Here is a 15,330-nt window from a genome sequence, read left to right as displayed (position 1 = left end):
TCCGGCCGCCCCGCTGTTGAGGAGACCCTGCGATGAAACTGCTCCTGTCCTGTTCCCGGCTGCTGCGCACCCTGCTGGGCAGCCTGTGGCTGGCGACGCTGCCCGCCCACGCAGCCGACGTCTGCGCCGGCCTGGCCAATGCCCGCGTGCCGGCCGACCAGATCGGCCTGCCCACCTCGGGGGCCGTGGTGCGCAGCGCACGCGCGGTGGGCCCGCTGGGCCAGTCGCCCGACCATTGCGAGCTGGCCGGCGAGATCGCTCCGGTCGATCCGGCCGCGCCACCGATCCGATTCCAGCTCAACCTGCCCGCCCACTGGAATGGCAAGGCGCTGCACTTCGGCGGTGGCGGCTTCGATGGCAGCGTGGTCAGCGCCACCGGCAACGTGCCGCACGCCTGGCCCGGCAGCAGCACGCCGCTGCAGCGCGGCTACGCCACCTATGGCAGCGACGGCGGCCACAGCGGCAGCGACCCCGACGCCTCGTTCGCCCGCAACGACGAGGCGCTGCGCAACTTCACCGGCGAGGCGCTGAAGAAGGTGCACGACACGGCGCAGGCGCTGCTGCTGCGGCGCTATGGCCGGCTGCCCTCGCTCACCTACTTTGCCGGTGGCTCGACCGGCGGGCGCGAGGCGCTGTCGGTGGCGCAGCGCTACCCACGCGACTACCAGGGCATCATCGCCCATTACCCGGCGCTGGAATTCGTCGGCATGATGATGCGCGCCAACGCCTTCGCCCAGTCGCTGTACGGGCCGGGCGGCTTCACCAGCTGGGGCAAGCTGGAGACCCTGAACCAGCATGTCATCGCCGCCTGTGACGCGCTGGACGGCCTGGCTGACGGTCTGATCAACAACGTCCGCGCCTGCCGCTTCGACCCGCAGGTGCTGCGCTGCTGGTCGAACATCGACTGGGGCGACAGCTGCCTCACCGACGCCCAGCTGGCCACGGTGCGCACCCTGTCGGACACACACCCACTGGCCTTCCGGCTGGCCAACGGCCTGGACTCCGCGCCGCCCTACGGCATCCTGTACGGCGCCAACTTTGCCGGGCCGGTGGACATCGGCACCTGGCCCGAGCTGCTGGACCCGCCGGTGCTGGGCCTCAACGGCTACGTGGCCTCGATGCACAGCGGCTACCTGAAGCACTTCATCACGCGCGACCCTGCCTACTCGCCATTCGACTTCGACCCCGTCACCGCCGGGCCCTGGCAGGCCCGCGTGCAGACCGTGTCGGCGCTGCACGACGCCACCTCGGTCGAGCTGGGCGAGTTCATCCAGCGCGGCGGCAAGATCCTGCTGGCCCACGGCACGTCCGACACCATCGTGCCCTTCAGCGTCAGCGTGCGCTATGTCCAACGGCTGCGCGAGGCGCTGGGTTCGGACGCGGTGGACCAGTTCCTGCGCTTCTACCCGGTGGCCGGATTCGGCCATGGCGAGGGCCGCTACACGCTGGCCTGGCGCTCGCTGGACCTGCTGGAGGACTGGGTGGAACGCGGCGTGGCACCGAAGCGCCCGACGATGCGCAACCTGCTGGACCTCCTCGGCCAGGAGCGACCGATGTGCAGCTACCCGACCTTCCCGCGCTACCGGGGCGGCGATGTCCAGCAGGCCAGCAGCTACAGCTGCGCCAGACGCTGAGTTCTGGTCACCCCACCGGATCCAGGGCCACCACACGGTGGCCCTCGGTTCTTTGGGGGGCTCGCCACACTCCGGGTAGAGACCCTGATTTGTCACACCCCCCTGTTCCCCTTATAAAGAATTCGCCTGCGGTCTGGGTCTGCATCAGGACCCGCCTATCGGTCCGGCCATCAGCCGGGCAGGGCTGCCGGCATCCCCCCCGCACCCCTGATTTGTTTTTGTGGCCGGCGCCCCTTGCCGGCGAGGGGTGGCTTGTCGCGATTCGAGGAGTCTCATGTCCCGCACGCTGAAGGACCTGCTGGCGCAAGGCGCCGAAACTGCCACCGCGGTGTCGGCGCCGGGGCGCCCGGCGCTGAGCCATGGCGGCCTGCGCCGTCTGATCGATGCCACGCTGGCGCGTCTGAACGCACTCGGCCTGGGCCGCAATGACCGCGTGGCCATCGTGCTGGACAACGGCCCCGAGATGGCCACCTGCTTCATCGCCTGCGCCAGCGGCGTGGCCAGCGCGCCGCTGAACCCGGCCTACCGCGCCGACGAGTTCGAGTTCTACCTGTCCGACCTGAACGCCAAGGCACTGATCGTCGCGCGCGGCAGCACCTCACCGGCGGTGGACGTGGCGGTGAAGCTGGGCGTGCCGGTGCTGGACCTGGTCAGCGATGCGGCCGAGCCCGCCGGCCTGTTCACGCTGGCGCCGCGCGAGGACCGCGCCGCTACCGCCACTGCGAACGGCGGCTATGCCCAGCCCGAGGACATCTCGATGGTGCTGCACACCTCGGGCACCACCTCGCGGCCGAAGATCGTGCCGCTGTCGCAGGGCAACCTGGCGGCGTCGGCGGTGCACATCGCGCGCACGCTGCAGTTCACGGCGCAGGACTGCGGCCTGAACATCATGCCGCTGTTCCACATCCACGGCCTGATCGCCGGCGTGCTGGCGCCGCTGTCGGCGGGCTCGCAGGTGTTCTGCACGCCAGGCTTCAATGCGCTGAAGTTCTTCGGCTGGATGGATGAAGCCAAGCCGACCTGGTACACCGCGGTGCCCACCATGCACCAAGCGATCCTGGGCCGGGCGTCCAAGAACGCCGACGTGATCGCGCGGCATCCGCTGCGCTTCCTGCGCTCGTCGTCGTCGTCAATCCCGCCGCAGGTGATCCGGGAACTGGAAGACGTGTTCAAGGCGCCACTGATCGAGGCCTATGGCATGACCGAGGCCACGCACCAGATGTGCTCCAACCCGCTGCCGCCTGCCGTGCGCAAGCCGGGCACCGTGGGCCCGTCGGGCGGCCCCGAGGTGGCGATCATGGCCGAGGACGGCACGCTGCTGGCTGCCGGCCAGACCGGCGAGATCGTGATCCGCGGCCCCAACGTGACCGCCGGCTACGAGAGCAACCCCACGGCCAATGCCGAGGCCTTCGTGAACGGCTGGTTCCGCACCGGCGACCAGGGCGTGATGGACGCCGACGGCTATGTGTCGATCACCGGCCGCCTCAAGGAGATCATCAACCGCGGCGGCGAGAAGATCAGCCCGCGCGAGGTGGACGAGATCCTGATGGACCACCCCGCGGTGGCGCAGGTGGTGTGCTTTGGCATGCCGCACGCCAAGCTGGGCGAGGAAGTCGCCGCGGTGGTGGTGCTGCGCGAGGGCCACGAGGCCACCGAGCGCGATCTGCAGGCCTTCGTGGCCGCGCGCGCCGCCGACTTCAAAGTGCCCAAGAAGGTGCTGTTCATGCCGGAGATCCCCAAGGGCGCCACCGGCAAGCTGCAGCGCATCGGCCTGGCCGCCAAGCTCGGCCTGGGCTGACACCGCCTTCCCCGGATTCGTTCTCCCACTTGAGAAAGGTTCCATCATGACGACGCGACCGACCGTGAAGCGATGGCTGTGCAGCGCTGTGGCGCTGGCCGGTGCCTGTGCCAGCCTGGCGGCCTCCGCCTGGGAGCCGAGCAAGCCGATCGAATTCGTGGTGCCCGCCGGCACCGGGGGCGGCGCCGACCAGATGGCGCGCTTCATCCAGGGCGTGGTGGCCAAGAACAACCTGGCCAAGCAGCCGATCGTGGTGGTCAACAAGTCGGGCGGCGCGGGCGCCGAGGGCTTCCTGGACGTCAAGAACGACAAGGGCAACCCGCACAAGATCGTCATCACGCTGTCCAACCTCTTCACCACCCCGCTGGCCACCGGCGTGCCCTTCAACTGGCGCGACCTGACGCCGGTGCAGATGCTGGCCCTGGACCAGTTCGTGCTGTGGGTCAACGAGGAGGCGCCCTACAAGACCGCCAAGGCCTACTTCGACGCCATCAAGGCCGGCACGCCCAACCAGTTCAAGATGGGCGGCACCGGCTCGAAGCAGGAAGACCAGATCATCACCGTGATGATGGAGAAGGCCGCCGGCAAGAAAATGACCTACGTGCCCTTCAAGGGCGGCGGCGACGTGGCGGTGCAGCTGGTGGGCAAGCACATCGATTCCACGGTGAACAACCCGATCGAGGCCGAGTCGCACTGGCGCGCCGGCAAGCTGCGCGCGCTGTGCGTGTTCGACAAGGACAAGCTGCCCTACACCGACAAGGTCACCGCCACCCAGTCCTGGGCCGATCTGCCGCCCTGCGCGTCGGCCGGCATCCCGGTGGAGTACCTGATGCTGCGCGGCATCTTCATGCCGCCGGGCGTCACGCCCGACCAGACCAAGTACTACCTGGACCTGTTCGCCAAGGTGCGCGCGCTGCCGGAGTGGAAGGAGTTCATGAACAAGGGCGCCTTCCGCCAGACCGCGCTCAGCGGCCAGGCCTTCTTCGACTGGCTGGGCCAGAACGAACAGATGCACCGCGTGCTGATGAAGGAAGCGGGCTTCCTGGCCCAGTGACCCGCAGCTGATCCCCCCGATCGCCCCCGATCGACCCCGAGGCGCCTGGCCGCAGGCCGGGCCGAGGAGACATGATGACGGACGCAACGGAGTCCGACGACGAACGCGTCGTCGGCGTCCGCGGGCCGGAGGTCGGCATTGCCGCGCTCCTGCTGGCGGTGGGCGCACTGGTGGTGGCTGACAGCCTGCGCGTGGGCATCGGCTGGGCCGATGACGGCCCGCGATCGGGTTACTTCCCGTTCTACGTGGGCCTGCTGCTGATGGGCGCCAGCGCCTGGACCATGGCGCGCGGGCTGATGGGCAAGAGCCCGCTGAAGCCCGTCTTCGCCAGCCGCACCGAGCTGGGCCAGGTGCTGGCGGTGCTGGTGCCGATGGTGCTGTACGTGGCGCTGGTGGCGGTGCTGGGCATCTACGTGGCCTCGTTCGCGCTGATCGCCTACTTCATGAAGCGGCACGGCAGCTACGGCTGGCTGCTGACGGTGGCGGTGGCGGCCGGCGTGCCGATCGCCTTCTTCCTGCTCTTCGAGCGCTGGTTCCTCGTGCTGCTGCCCAAGGGCCCGCTCGAGGCCGCGCTCGGTCTCTGAGGCACGCCGCGATGGAAGACTTCGGCAACCTGATGGGCGGCTTCGCGGTCGCCATGACCGGGCCCAACCTGCTGTACATGCTGGTGGGCATCCTGCTGGGCGTGCTGATCGGTGTGCTGCCCGGGCTGGGCGGCGCCAACGGCGTGGCGATCCTGCTGCCGCTGACCTTCAGCATGAACCCGACCTCGGCGATCATCATGCTCAGCTGCATCTACTGGGGCGCGCTGTTCGGCGGGGCGATCACCTCGATCCTGTTCAACATCCCGGGCGAGCCCTGGTCGGTGGCCACCACCTTCGATGGCTTCCCGATGGCCCAGCAGGGCCGCGCCGCGCAGGCGCTCACCGCCGCCTTCACCTCGTCCTTCGTGGGTGCCTTCTTTGCGGTGCTGCTGATCACCTTCCTGGCGCCCTGGCTGGCCAAGTTCGCGCTGAAGTTCGGGCCGGCCGAGTTCTTCGCGGTGCAGCTGCTCACCTTCTGCAGCTTCGTGGGAATGAGCAAGGAGCCCCCGATGAAGACCATCGCCGCGATGATGCTGGGCTTCGCGCTGGCGGCGGTGGGCATGGACACGGTGACCGGCCAGCTGCGCATGACCTTCGGCGTGCCCGAGCTGCTCAAGGGCTTTGACTTCCTGATCGCGGTGATCGGCCTGTTCGGCATTGGCGAGATCCTGCTGACCATGGAAGAAGGCCTGGCCTTCAAGGGCAAGAGCGCGCGCATCAGCCCCAAGGTGGTGCTGCAGACCTGGGCCGAGATCGCCAAGCACTGGAAGGTCTTCCTGCGCTCCACCGCGATCGGCTGCTGGATGGGCATCACGCCCGGTGGCGCCACGCCGGCCTCGTTCATGGGCTACGGGGTGGCGCAGCGCTTCTCGAAGAACCCGCAGCAGTTCGGCAAGGGCGCGATCGAGGGCGTGGTCGCGCCCGAGACCGCCGCGCACGCCGCCGGCACCTCGGCGCTGCTGCCGATGCTGACGCTGGGCATCCCCGGCTCGCCCACCGCCGCGGTGCTGCTGGGCGGCCTGCTGATCTGGGGCCTGCAGCCCGGGCCCATGCTGTTCGTTGAGCAGAAGGACTTCGTCTGGGGCCTGATCGCCAGCATGTACCTGGGCAACCTGGTCGGCCTGCTGGTGGTGCTGACCACGGTGCCCTGGTGGGCCGCGCTGCTGCGCATCCCGTTCTCGGTGATCGCACCGGTGATCATCGTGATCTGCGCGATCGGCGCCTACACCGTGCACAGCTCGATGTTCGACGTGGTGCTGATGCTGGTCTTCGGTGTGCTGGGCTACTTCTTCAAGAAGCTCAAGTACCCGCTGGCGCCGCTGGTGCTGGCCCTGGTGCTGGGCGACATGGCCGAGGCGAGCTTCCGTCAGGCGATGCTGCTGTCGCAGGGCAGCCTGAGCATCTTCTGGTCGAACGGCCTGGTGGGCTCGATCGTCGCGCTGGCGCTGGCGATGCTGGTGTGGCCGCTGCTGAGCTTCGCGCGGCAGACGCTGCGGCGGCGAGAATACCGGCCCGCGGCATGAGGTTCCCGAGATGAAGATCGCTGTTGTTGGCGCCGGTGCGATCGGCGGCTACCTGGGTGCGAAGCTGGCGATCGCCGGCGAGGACGTCACCTTCATCGCGCGCAACCGCAACCTCGAAGCGATCCGCGCGCGCGGCTTCCGGCTGATCCTGGAGGACGGCCGCGAGGAACACGCGCCGACCGCGAAGGCGGTGCAGACCATGGCCGAGGCCGGGCCGCAGGACGCGGTGCTGCTGACGCTCAAGGCGCACCAGGTGCGCGATGTGCTGCCCGATCTGCGCGCGCTGTTCGGCCCGCAGACCGTGGTGGTCACGATGATCAACGGCATCCCCTGGTGGTACTTCCACAAGCTGGGTGGCGCCTTCGAGGGCCGGCAGCTGGAGAGCGTGGACCCCGGCGGCCTGATCGATGCGCACATCGAGCGCGAGCGCATCATCGGCAGCGTGGTCTACCCCGCGAGCGAACTGGTCGAGCCCGGCGTGGTGCGGGTGATCGAGGGCAACCGCTTCACGCTGGGCGAGCTCGATGGCGAGCGCACGCCGCGCATCGAGGCGCTGTCGCAGGCGCTGATGCGCGCCGGCTTCAAGGCGCCGGTCAGCCGCGACATCCGCTCGGAGCTGTGGATCAAGCTGTGGGGCAACCTGAGCTTCAACCCGATCTCGGCGCTGACCCACGCCACGCTGGAGCAGATCTGCCGCTTCGAGCCCACGCGCGCGCTGGCCGCGGCGATGATGCGCGAGGCGCAGACCGTGGCCGAGGCGCTGGGCGTGCGCTTCAAGATCTCGCTGGAGCAGCGCATTGCGGGCGCCGAGGCGGTGGGCGCCCACAAGACCTCGATGCTGCAAGACGTGGAGCAGGGCCGCGCGCTGGAGCTGGAGGCGCTGGTGGGCTCGGTGGTGGAGCTGGGCCGCATCACCGGCACGCCCACGCCCACGATCGACGCGATCTACGCCGCCACCCGGCTGCTGGCGCAGAGCCTGGCGGCGCAGCGCGGCCGGCTGCAGATGCAGCCGCTGGGCTGATCAGCCAAAGGTGTTGACCAGGCGGCCGATGCCGTCGATCTCGACCGCCACCTCGGTGCCCGGCTTCATCGGCAGCACGCCCAGTGAGGTGCCGCACAGGATCACGTCGCCGGGCTCCAGCGTCATGTCCTGCGACAGCCGCGCCACCAGTTCGTGCGGCGGAAAGATCATGTCGGCCAGCGGGTAGTGCTGCCGCTCGCGGCCGCCCACGATGGTGCGCACCGACGCGCTGGCAGCGTCGAAGTCGGTCTCGATCACCGGCCCGAACACCCCGAAGCCGTCAAAGCCCTTGGCCCGCGTCCACTGCGGGAAGGCCGGGTCGCGGTTCAGCAGCTCGATCGCCGTCAGGTCGTTGGCGCAGGCGTAGCCGAAGATGTGCGCGCGCGCCTGCTCAGCCGTGATGCCGCGCGCCTGGCGGCCGATCACCACCGCCAGCTCGCCCTCATAGGCCACGCGCCCCACCTCGGACGGCGGCGCGGCAATGGCCTGGCCATGCGCCGCATAGCTGTTGGGCGTCTTGACGAAGTACAGCGGCTCGGCGGGCACCGCCCAGCCGTTCTTCTCGGCCGCGGCGCGGAAGTTGTTCCACAGCGCCAGCATCTTGCCGGGTCGGCAGGGCGTGAGCCACTGCAGATCGGCCAGTGGCAGGTGCTGGCCGGTGGGGCGGGGCTCGCCGAACAGCTCGCCCTCAAACACCAGCAGGGCATCGCCGTCCAGCGTGCCGAACAGCTCCTGGCCGTTCAGGCGGGCGCGCATCCACTTCATGAACTCTCCTTGGGCTCAGCGCAGCTTCGGGCCGGTGACCTCGCCCATCTGCCACCACAGGAAGCTGAACATGTCGGCCACCTGCTGGTCGAACTGGTTGGCGGTGCTGCCGATGCCGTGGCCGGCCTGGGCGTCCAGGCGCAGCAGCACCGGCTTGCCGTTCGGGTTGGCAGCCTGCAGGCGGGCGGCGGTCTTGCTGCTGTTCCACACCTCCACGCGCGGGTCGTTCATGCCGTGGATCAGCAGCACCGCGGGGTAGGCCACGCCGTCCCGGATCTGGTGGTAGGTGCTCATCTCCAGCAGGGCCTTGAACTCGGCCGGGTCCTTGACGGTGCCGAACTCGGAGATGTTGGTGATGCCGTTGGCGGTGAACTCGGCGCGCACCGTGTCCAGGCTGCCCACCTCGTAGACGGCGGCGGCGAAAAGCTCGGGCGCCTCGGTGCTGGCGCGGCCGACGAAGATGCCGCCGGCGCTGCCGCCGTTCACCGCCAGCTTGGCGGGCCGGGTGATGCCCTGAGCGATCAGGTACTTCGCCGCGGCGATGCCGTCCTTCCAGGTGTTGGCCTTGGTGGTCTTGAAGCCGGCGCGGTGCCAGGCATCGCCGAAGGCGCCGCTGCCGCGCGCGTTGACGAAGGCCAGCACGCCGCCCTTCTCCAGCCAGGCCAGGGCGCGCCGGCCGTAGTGCGCTTCGATGGAGCTGCCGTAGGAGGCGTAGCCTTCCAGCAGCGTGGGGCGCTGGCCGTCCATCGCCAGGCCGGCGCGGTGGACGATGGCCAGCGGCACGGGCACGCCGTCATGGCTAGGCACCAGCACCTCGCGGGCCACCAGCGCCGGCGCACCCTTGGGCAGGCGCACCGGCTGCAGGCCGGTGTCCAGCGGCGGGCCGTCGGCCTGGGTGCGCAGGATGCGCGGCGGCGCGGTCCATTCACTGGTGCGCAGCCAGATGTCGGGCGCGCGGCCCAGGTCGGCCACGGCCTCGTGGTAGCCGCTCAGGCCGGGGGTCAGCGGTGCGCCCACGCGGCCGTCGGGGCCCACGCGCATCAGCTGTTGCGTGAAGCCCTGGCTGACCGTCACGATCAGGCCGTCGGGGCGCGGCAGCAGGCGCTGCAGCACGCCCTGGGCGGGTTCGGCCACCGCCGTGCGGGCTTCGGCCAGGGTGTCGCCGCGGGCCAGGTCCAGCACCAGCCAGCGGCCGTTGGGGGCGCCCTGGCGGCTGCGCAGGTAAAGCTGGTCGCCGTCCAGCGCCAGGTCGGTCACCTGGTCGGCGGCGGTGACCAGGGCGCGCCACCGGGCGCGCGGGCGGCCCAGGTCGGACAGCGGGGCGACGAAGATGCGGCCCTCGGGCACCGTGGTGTCGGTGGTGCGGGCCACCATGAAGCGGCTGCCGGCCTGGAACTGCACGCCGGCCACATCCAGCCGGTCGATGCCCAGGTCGTGGCGCAGCAGGCGGCCGAAGATCGGCTGCGGCCGGGCCTGGCCCAGGCGCTGCAGGTAGACCATGGAGTCGAGGTAGAACTCGGTGGGGTCGGCCGAGGGCGGCAGGCGCCGCAGCTGGTTGTAGGTCAGCGCGCGGCTGTCGGGGGTCCAGTGGACCAGTGCCTCCTGCACCCGCGGCACCGGGCGGATGCGCTCGCGGGCGGTGGCGGTCTCGATCACGTGCAGCCAGGCGTCCTCGGAGCCGGCGGCCGACAGGCCGTAGGCCACGCGCTGCCCGTCCCAGGACGGCATCATGTAGTTGATCGCGTGCGGCACGCCGCCGTGGCGGCGGGCGATGGCCTCGGGGTCGACCAGCACGCGCTCGGCGCCGCCCAGGCCGTCGCGCACCATCAGCTTGAACTGGCTGCTGCCCTCGGGGCGCTTCAGGTAGAAGACGCGGCCGCCGCGCACGCGCACCAGCTCGCCGATGGCGTCGCCGCCGCTCTGGGTCAGCTCGGCGATGCGCGCGGCCAGCGCGTCGCGGCCGTCGATCGCGGCCAGGGTCTGGCTGGCCCAGGCGCCCTGGGCCGCCATCCAGGCCTGGGTGGCGGGGTTCTTCAGGTCTTCCAGGTCGCGGTAGGGGTCGTGCACCGCCACACCGTGGTAGGTGTCGACGACATCGCGCACCGGCGCCGCCGGCGGGCGGGCCTGAGCCAGCGCGCTGCAGGCGGCGGCCAGCAGCAGCAGGGCCCGCAAGCCGGGGCGGCGTCGATTCGGTTGGCATGTCATGGCACTCCCTTGCCTCGGGTCAGCAGCCCGGCTGGGCGGGCATGCTAGTGCAGGGCCCGCGGCCTGGCATCACCTAGAACACGCAGGCCCGGCCCGACGGGTCGATATTCGCGCACGGCATAGCGATAGGCCGATTTCGTTGTTGGGGTCGGCGCCAGGGCTTTTGATAATGCGGTTTTCGATGAACCCGGGCCGACTGTTGCGCGCCTTCGCATGAACTTCCAACAACTGCGCTCCGTGCGCGAGGCCGTGCGCCGGGCCTTCAACCTGACCGACGTGGCGGCGGCGCTGCACACCTCGCAGCCCGGCGTCAGCCGGCAGATCCGCGAGCTTGAGGACGAGCTGGGCGTGGAGATCTTCGTGCGCGCCGGCAAGCGCCTGACCGGCCTGACCGCCGCCGGCGAACGCGTGCTGCCCTGGGTGGAGAAGCTGCTGCTGGAAGCCGAGAACCTGCAGCGCGCCGGCGACGACTTCCGCCTGGGCGACGCCGGCGTGCTGAGCATTGCCGCCACCCACTCGCAGGCGCGCTTCGCGCTGCCCTCGGCGGTGCACGATTTCCGCGCCACCCACCCGCAGGTGCAGCTGCAGATGCACCAGGGCTCGCCGGCCCAGGTGGCGCAGATGCTGCTGTCGGGCGTGGCCGACATCGGCATCGCCTCGCACTACCTGGCCGAGGCGCCCGAGCTGGCCGCCCTGCCCTGCTACCGCTGGAGCCACTCGGTGGTGGTGCCGCCCGGCCACCCGCTGCTGGACGCGCCGCTGACGCTGGAGCGCCTGGCCGCCTACCCGGTGATCACCTACGAGGCCGGCTACACCGGCCGCGGCAGCATCGACGACGCCTTCACCCGCGCCGGCCTGAAGCCGCAGGTGGTGCTCAGCGCGATGGACGCCGACGTGATCAAGACCTATGTCGAGCTGGGCCTGGGCGTGGGCATCATCGCCGCCATCGCCTTCGACGAGCAGCGCGACGCCCACCTGCGCGCGATCGATGCGCGCCAGCTGTTCGCGATCAACACCACCATGGTGGGGGTGCGCCGCGGCAGCCTGCTGCGCCGCTACGCCTACGACTTCATCACCGTCTTCGCGCCGCACCTGACGCGCGAGGTGGTGGAGCAGGCGCAGGCCGCGCCCGCTGGCGCGACGCCCGCGCCGCTGTGAGCCTCAGGGGCACTGGCCCGCGGGCACGTCGCGCACGTAGGCGTCCACCGACAGTTGGCCGTTGGCCGCGGTGATCACGTTCAGCCCGGTGGCCAGAAAGACCGGCACGCTGCGCCGGGTGGTGCCGTTGAGCTGGGTCAGCGGCACGCCGTTGACCGACACGTTGAGCAGCCAGGTGCCGTTGTCGAACAGGTTGACGAAGGCCTGGTTGCGGCCGGTGGCCGGGTTGAAGGCGCAGCCCAGCGGCACGACCGCCGAGGACTTGCCCGACACCGCGGTCTCCAGGTCCCCCGCCACCGTGTTGGCGCCGGTGTCCGGGATGCAGGCGTTGGGTTGGTTGGGCCAGGTCAGCGCGGCGTCAAAGCCGAAGCTGTCGTTGGCCTTCTTGCTGAGCTTCACGCCCACGCTGTTCAGGCCGTTGGCCAGCCACACCGGGGCCGACGGGTTGGCGGCATCCACCAGCGCCACGCGCTGGCCGTTGAGCAGCACCTTGGCGCTGGCGGTGGGCGCCGGCTGGTACAGGCCCGCCTCGACCCGCGGTGCATAGCCGCGCGTGGGGTGCAGCGCGCAGGCCCAGGCGTCGGAGGCAAAGGTCTTGCCGCTGGCACCGATCTGGATGCCGGCCGAGGCCAGCAGCGGGGCGGCCAGCAGGGCCGCCAGGGGCAGCCGCCGCAGCCAGGGGCTGGAAAGAACGGACATCGCAGGTCTCCAATAAATGTGCAACATGCACATTATTGGCGAATCCCCCTGATTTGTCCATGCCTTCCGGCGGTGGCACTCAGCCCTGCGGGCTCTCGGTCATGCGTCCGCAGTAGGCCTGCAGCTGGGTGGGCAGGTCGTCCGGACAGCGGCCGCAGTCGCGGTTGCCGGGCACCGCGTGGTCGATGAACTTCGGGTAGGGCAGGTTCAGCGCCGCCATCAGCGCCTCGAAGTCGGCCTGGCTGCGGCCCTGGCCCAGGCGCGGGTTGCGCGCCTTCTCCTGGCCGATCGACGAGACCTGGCGGCCCTGGTAGTCGTGGCCGGGGTAGACCAGGGTCTCGTCGGGCCGGCTGAACAGGCGCTCGTGGATGCTGCGGTACAGCGCGGCTGCGCTGCCGCCCTGGAAATCGGTGCGGCCACAGCCCTCGATCAGCAGCGCATCGCCGGTGAACAGCCGCCCGGCGGATTCGAAAGCCAGGTGGTGGGCGGTGTGGCCGGGGGTGTGGATCGGCAGCAGCGTCACCTCGCCCAGGGTCAGCGGCAGCCCATCCTGCAGCCCCAGGTCGGCGCAGGGCAGTGCGTCCATCGCCGACACCGCGATGCGCGAGCCCACCTGCTCACGCAGGTGGCGCCCGGCGGAGATGTGGTCGGCGTGGATGTGGGTCTCGACGGTCCACGCCAGCCGCAGGCCCAGCTGCTGCAGCAGCGCCAGGTCGCGGTCCATGGCGTTGACCACCGGATCGATCAGCAGCGCCTGCCCGGTCTGCTCGCAGCCCAGCAGGTAGGTGTAGGTGCTGGACAGGGGCTCGAAGAGCTGGCGGAAGATCATGGCCGTCCACTCCCGCCGCGTCAGACCGCGGCCAGCGCGTCGTTCAGGTCGGCGAGCAGGTCGTCGATGTGCTCAATGCCGATCGACAGCCGCACCGTGTCCTCGCTGACGCCGGCCTTGGCCAGCTCCTCCGGACCGAGCTGGCGGTGCGTGGTGCTGGCCGGGTGGGTGGCCAGCGACTTGGCATCGCCGATGTTGACCAGGCGGGTGAACAGCTGCAGCGCGTCCAGGAAGCGGGCACCGCGCTCGCGACCGCCGCCGGCCGGGCCCTTCAGCCCGAAGGTCAGCAGGCCCGAGGCCTGGCCGCTCAGGTACTTCTGCACCAGGGCGTGGTCGGCATGGTCCGGCAGGCCGGCGTAGTTGACCCAGTCGACCTTGGCGTGGCCTTGCAGGAACTTCGCCACCGCCAGCGCGTTGGCGCTGATGCGGTCCATGCGCAGCGCCAGCGTCTCCAGGCCCTGCAGGATCAGGAAGGCATTGAACGGCGACAGCGCGGCGCCGGTGTTGCGCAGCGGCACCACGCGGGCGCGACCGATGTAGGCGGCCGGGCCCAGGGCCTCGGTGTAGACCACGCCGTGGTAGCTGACGTCCGGCGTGTTCAGGCGCGGGAAGCGCTCCTTGTGCTGCGCCCAGGGGAACTTGCCCGAGTCGACGATCGCGCCACCCAGGCTGTTGCCATGGCCGCCGCAGTACTTGGTCAGCGAGTGCACGACGATGTCGGCGCCGTGCTCGAAGGGCCGGCACAGGTAGGGGCTGGGCACGGTGTTGTCGACGATCAGCGGCACGCCATGGCGGTGGGCGATCTCGGCGATGCGGCCGATGTCGGTGATGTTGCCCTGCGGGTTGCCCAGCGACTCGACGAAGACCGCCTTGGTCCTGTCGTCGATCAGCGCCTCGAAGCTGGCCGGGTCACGGTAGTCGGCAAAGCGGGTCTGCACGCCGAACTGCGGCAGCGTGTGGGCCAGCAGGTTGTAGGTGCCGCCGTACAGGGCGCTGGAAGCGACGATGTTGTCGCCAGCCTCGGTGATGGTCTGGATGGCATAGGTCACGGCCGCCTGGCCCGAGGCCAGCGCCAGCGCCGCGATGCCGCCTTCCAGCGCCGCGATGCGCTGCTCCAGCACATCGGTGGTCGGGTTCATGATCCGGGTGTAGATGTTCCCCGGCACCTTCAGGTCGAACAGGTCGGCGCCGTGCTGCGCGCTGTCGAAGGCGTAGGCCACGGTCTGGTAAATCGGCACGGCCACCGCCTTGGTGGTGGGGTCGGGCGAGTAGCCGCCGTGGACGGACACGGTCTCGAAGCGCCAGGTCATGCTCAGTTCTCCTCGGGGTGTTGTTGGAGCGGTCAGGGGCGCACAGGATAGGGCCGCCAGCGGCCGCCTGCCAAGCAACATCCCCGCATGAGCAGCCTCGCGGCAACGCCGCCACAATCCCACCATCCTTCCACCCACCCCCCACCCCGATGCCCCGCCAAGCCGCTCACCCCGTCGCCGAACTCTTCACCACCCGCTGGTCGCCGCGCTCCTTCACCGGCGAGGCCATGCCGCAGGCCGACCTCGACACCCTGCTGGAAGCCGCCCGCTGGTCGCCGTCGGCGTCCAACATCCAGCCCTGGCGCTTCCTCTACGGACACGCCGGCAGCGGCAGCTTCGCCGGCATCCTGGCGGGGCTGGTGCCCTTCAACCAGGGCTGGGCGCACAAGGCGTCGGTGTTGCTGGTGGTGGCCTCGAAGAAAAGCTCGGTGGCGCCCGGCGCCACCGAGGCCAAGCCCAACCCCTGGCACGCCTTTGATGCCGGCGCCGCCTGGATGAGCCTGGCGCTGCAGGCCCATCTGATGGGCTACGTCACGCACGGCATGGGCGGCTTCGACGCCGCCGCGCTGAAGACCGCGCTGGACCTGCCCGACGATGTCCAGGTGCACGCGGTGGTGGCCATTGGCAAGCAAGGTCCGAAGGAAGCCCTGCCCGAGGGCCTGCAGGCCCGCGAGGAGCCCAACGACCGGCTGCCGCTGTCGGCCATCGCCGCCGAAGGCGCCTGGCGCTTCTGAGCCGCTGAACGGCCCT

13 protein-coding genes are annotated in these 15,330 nt (G+C 70.3%); 8 read left to right on the top strand and 5 right to left on the bottom strand.

Annotated features, from left to right (window positions below; translation table 11 throughout):
* The first annotated feature begins 32 nt into the window (after window positions 1-32).
* The 6 genes from KAK07_RS05725 (at window position 33) to KAK07_RS05700 (ending at window position 7,614) form a co-directional block, all read left to right on the top strand.
* Entirely contained in the window at window positions 33-1,634 is a 1,602-nt protein-coding gene (locus tag KAK07_RS05725; protein ID WP_210851006.1) for a tannase/feruloyl esterase family alpha/beta hydrolase, read from the top strand.
* 274 nt (window positions 1,635-1,908) lie between these two features.
* Complete coding sequence (locus KAK07_RS05720) at window positions 1,909-3,432, top strand: acyl--CoA ligase (RefSeq protein WP_210859480.1); 1,524 nt, start codon at window positions 1,909-1,911, stop codon at window positions 3,430-3,432.
* A 46-nt stretch (window positions 3,433-3,478) separates the two neighbouring features.
* Entirely contained in the window at window positions 3,479-4,486 is a 1,008-nt protein-coding gene (locus KAK07_RS05715) for a Bug family tripartite tricarboxylate transporter substrate binding protein (RefSeq protein ID WP_210859478.1), read from the top strand.
* Between the two features lie 74 nt (window positions 4,487-4,560).
* On the top strand, window positions 4,561-5,070 hold the full coding sequence (locus KAK07_RS05710) for a tripartite tricarboxylate transporter TctB family protein (protein WP_210859476.1): 510 nt from the start codon (window positions 4,561-4,563) through the stop codon (window positions 5,068-5,070).
* A gap of 11 nt (window positions 5,071-5,081) precedes the next feature.
* Window positions 5,082-6,593 carry a tripartite tricarboxylate transporter permease gene (locus KAK07_RS05705; RefSeq protein ID WP_210851002.1) on the top strand — a complete coding sequence of 504 codons (1,512 nt, stop codon included), beginning with the start codon at window positions 5,082-5,084 and terminating at the stop codon, window positions 6,591-6,593.
* 10 nt (window positions 6,594-6,603) lie between these two features.
* On the top strand, window positions 6,604-7,614 hold the full coding sequence (locus tag KAK07_RS05700) for a 2-dehydropantoate 2-reductase (protein WP_210859474.1): 1,011 nt from the start codon (window positions 6,604-6,606) through the stop codon (window positions 7,612-7,614).
* On the opposite strand, the gene KAK07_RS05695 is transcribed toward KAK07_RS05700, so the two are convergent.
* Together KAK07_RS05695 and KAK07_RS05690 are read right to left on the bottom strand one after the other, a co-directional pair.
* Entirely contained in the window at window positions 7,615-8,379 is a 765-nt protein-coding gene (locus KAK07_RS05695; RefSeq protein ID WP_210859472.1) for a fumarylacetoacetate hydrolase family protein, read from the bottom strand.
* A gap of 15 nt (window positions 8,380-8,394) precedes the next feature.
* The gene (locus tag KAK07_RS05690) at window positions 8,395-10,551 is read right to left on the bottom strand and encodes a prolyl oligopeptidase family serine peptidase (RefSeq protein ID WP_210859470.1); all 2,157 of its coding nucleotides are present in this window, start codon (window positions 10,549-10,551) and stop codon (window positions 8,395-8,397) included.
* 246 nt (window positions 10,552-10,797) lie between these two features.
* Here KAK07_RS05690 and KAK07_RS05685 point away from each other — a divergent pair, with 246 nt between their 5' ends.
* Entirely contained in the window at window positions 10,798-11,742 is a 945-nt protein-coding gene (locus tag KAK07_RS05685) for a CysB family HTH-type transcriptional regulator (RefSeq protein ID WP_210859468.1), read from the top strand.
* A 3-nt stretch (window positions 11,743-11,745) separates the two neighbouring features.
* On the opposite strand, the gene KAK07_RS05680 is transcribed toward KAK07_RS05685, so the two are convergent.
* The 3 genes from KAK07_RS05680 to KAK07_RS05670 all read right to left on the bottom strand — a co-directional run bounded on the left by KAK07_RS05680 (window position 11,746) and on the right by KAK07_RS05670 (window position 14,580).
* Window positions 11,746-12,441 carry a hypothetical protein gene (locus KAK07_RS05680; RefSeq protein WP_210859467.1) on the bottom strand — a complete coding sequence of 232 codons (696 nt, stop codon included), beginning with the start codon at window positions 12,439-12,441 and terminating at the stop codon, window positions 11,746-11,748.
* A 79-nt stretch (window positions 12,442-12,520) separates the two neighbouring features.
* Window positions 12,521-13,270, bottom strand: a complete 750-nt coding sequence (locus tag KAK07_RS05675; RefSeq protein WP_210859466.1) for an MBL fold metallo-hydrolase — start codon at window positions 13,268-13,270, stop codon at window positions 12,521-12,523.
* 20 nt (window positions 13,271-13,290) lie between these two features.
* On the bottom strand, window positions 13,291-14,580 hold the full coding sequence (locus tag KAK07_RS05670; protein ID WP_210859464.1) for an O-acetylhomoserine aminocarboxypropyltransferase/cysteine synthase family protein: 1,290 nt from the start codon (window positions 14,578-14,580) through the stop codon (window positions 13,291-13,293).
* A 149-nt stretch (window positions 14,581-14,729) separates the two neighbouring features.
* On the opposite strand from KAK07_RS05670, the gene KAK07_RS05665 reads away from it, so the two are divergent.
* Window positions 14,730-15,314, top strand: coding sequence for a nitroreductase family protein (locus KAK07_RS05665; RefSeq protein WP_210850994.1), 585 nt, complete (start codon window positions 14,730-14,732; stop codon window positions 15,312-15,314).
* Window positions 15,315-15,330: the final 16 nt, after the last annotated feature.

The sequence above is a fragment of the Ideonella alba genome, assembly GCF_018069875.1.
GTDB lineage: Bacteria > Pseudomonadota > Gammaproteobacteria > Burkholderiales > Burkholderiaceae_C > Ideonella > Ideonella alba.
The sequence above is the reverse complement of the archived record's forward strand: the minus strand, read 5'-3'. Positions and strand labels throughout refer to the sequence as shown.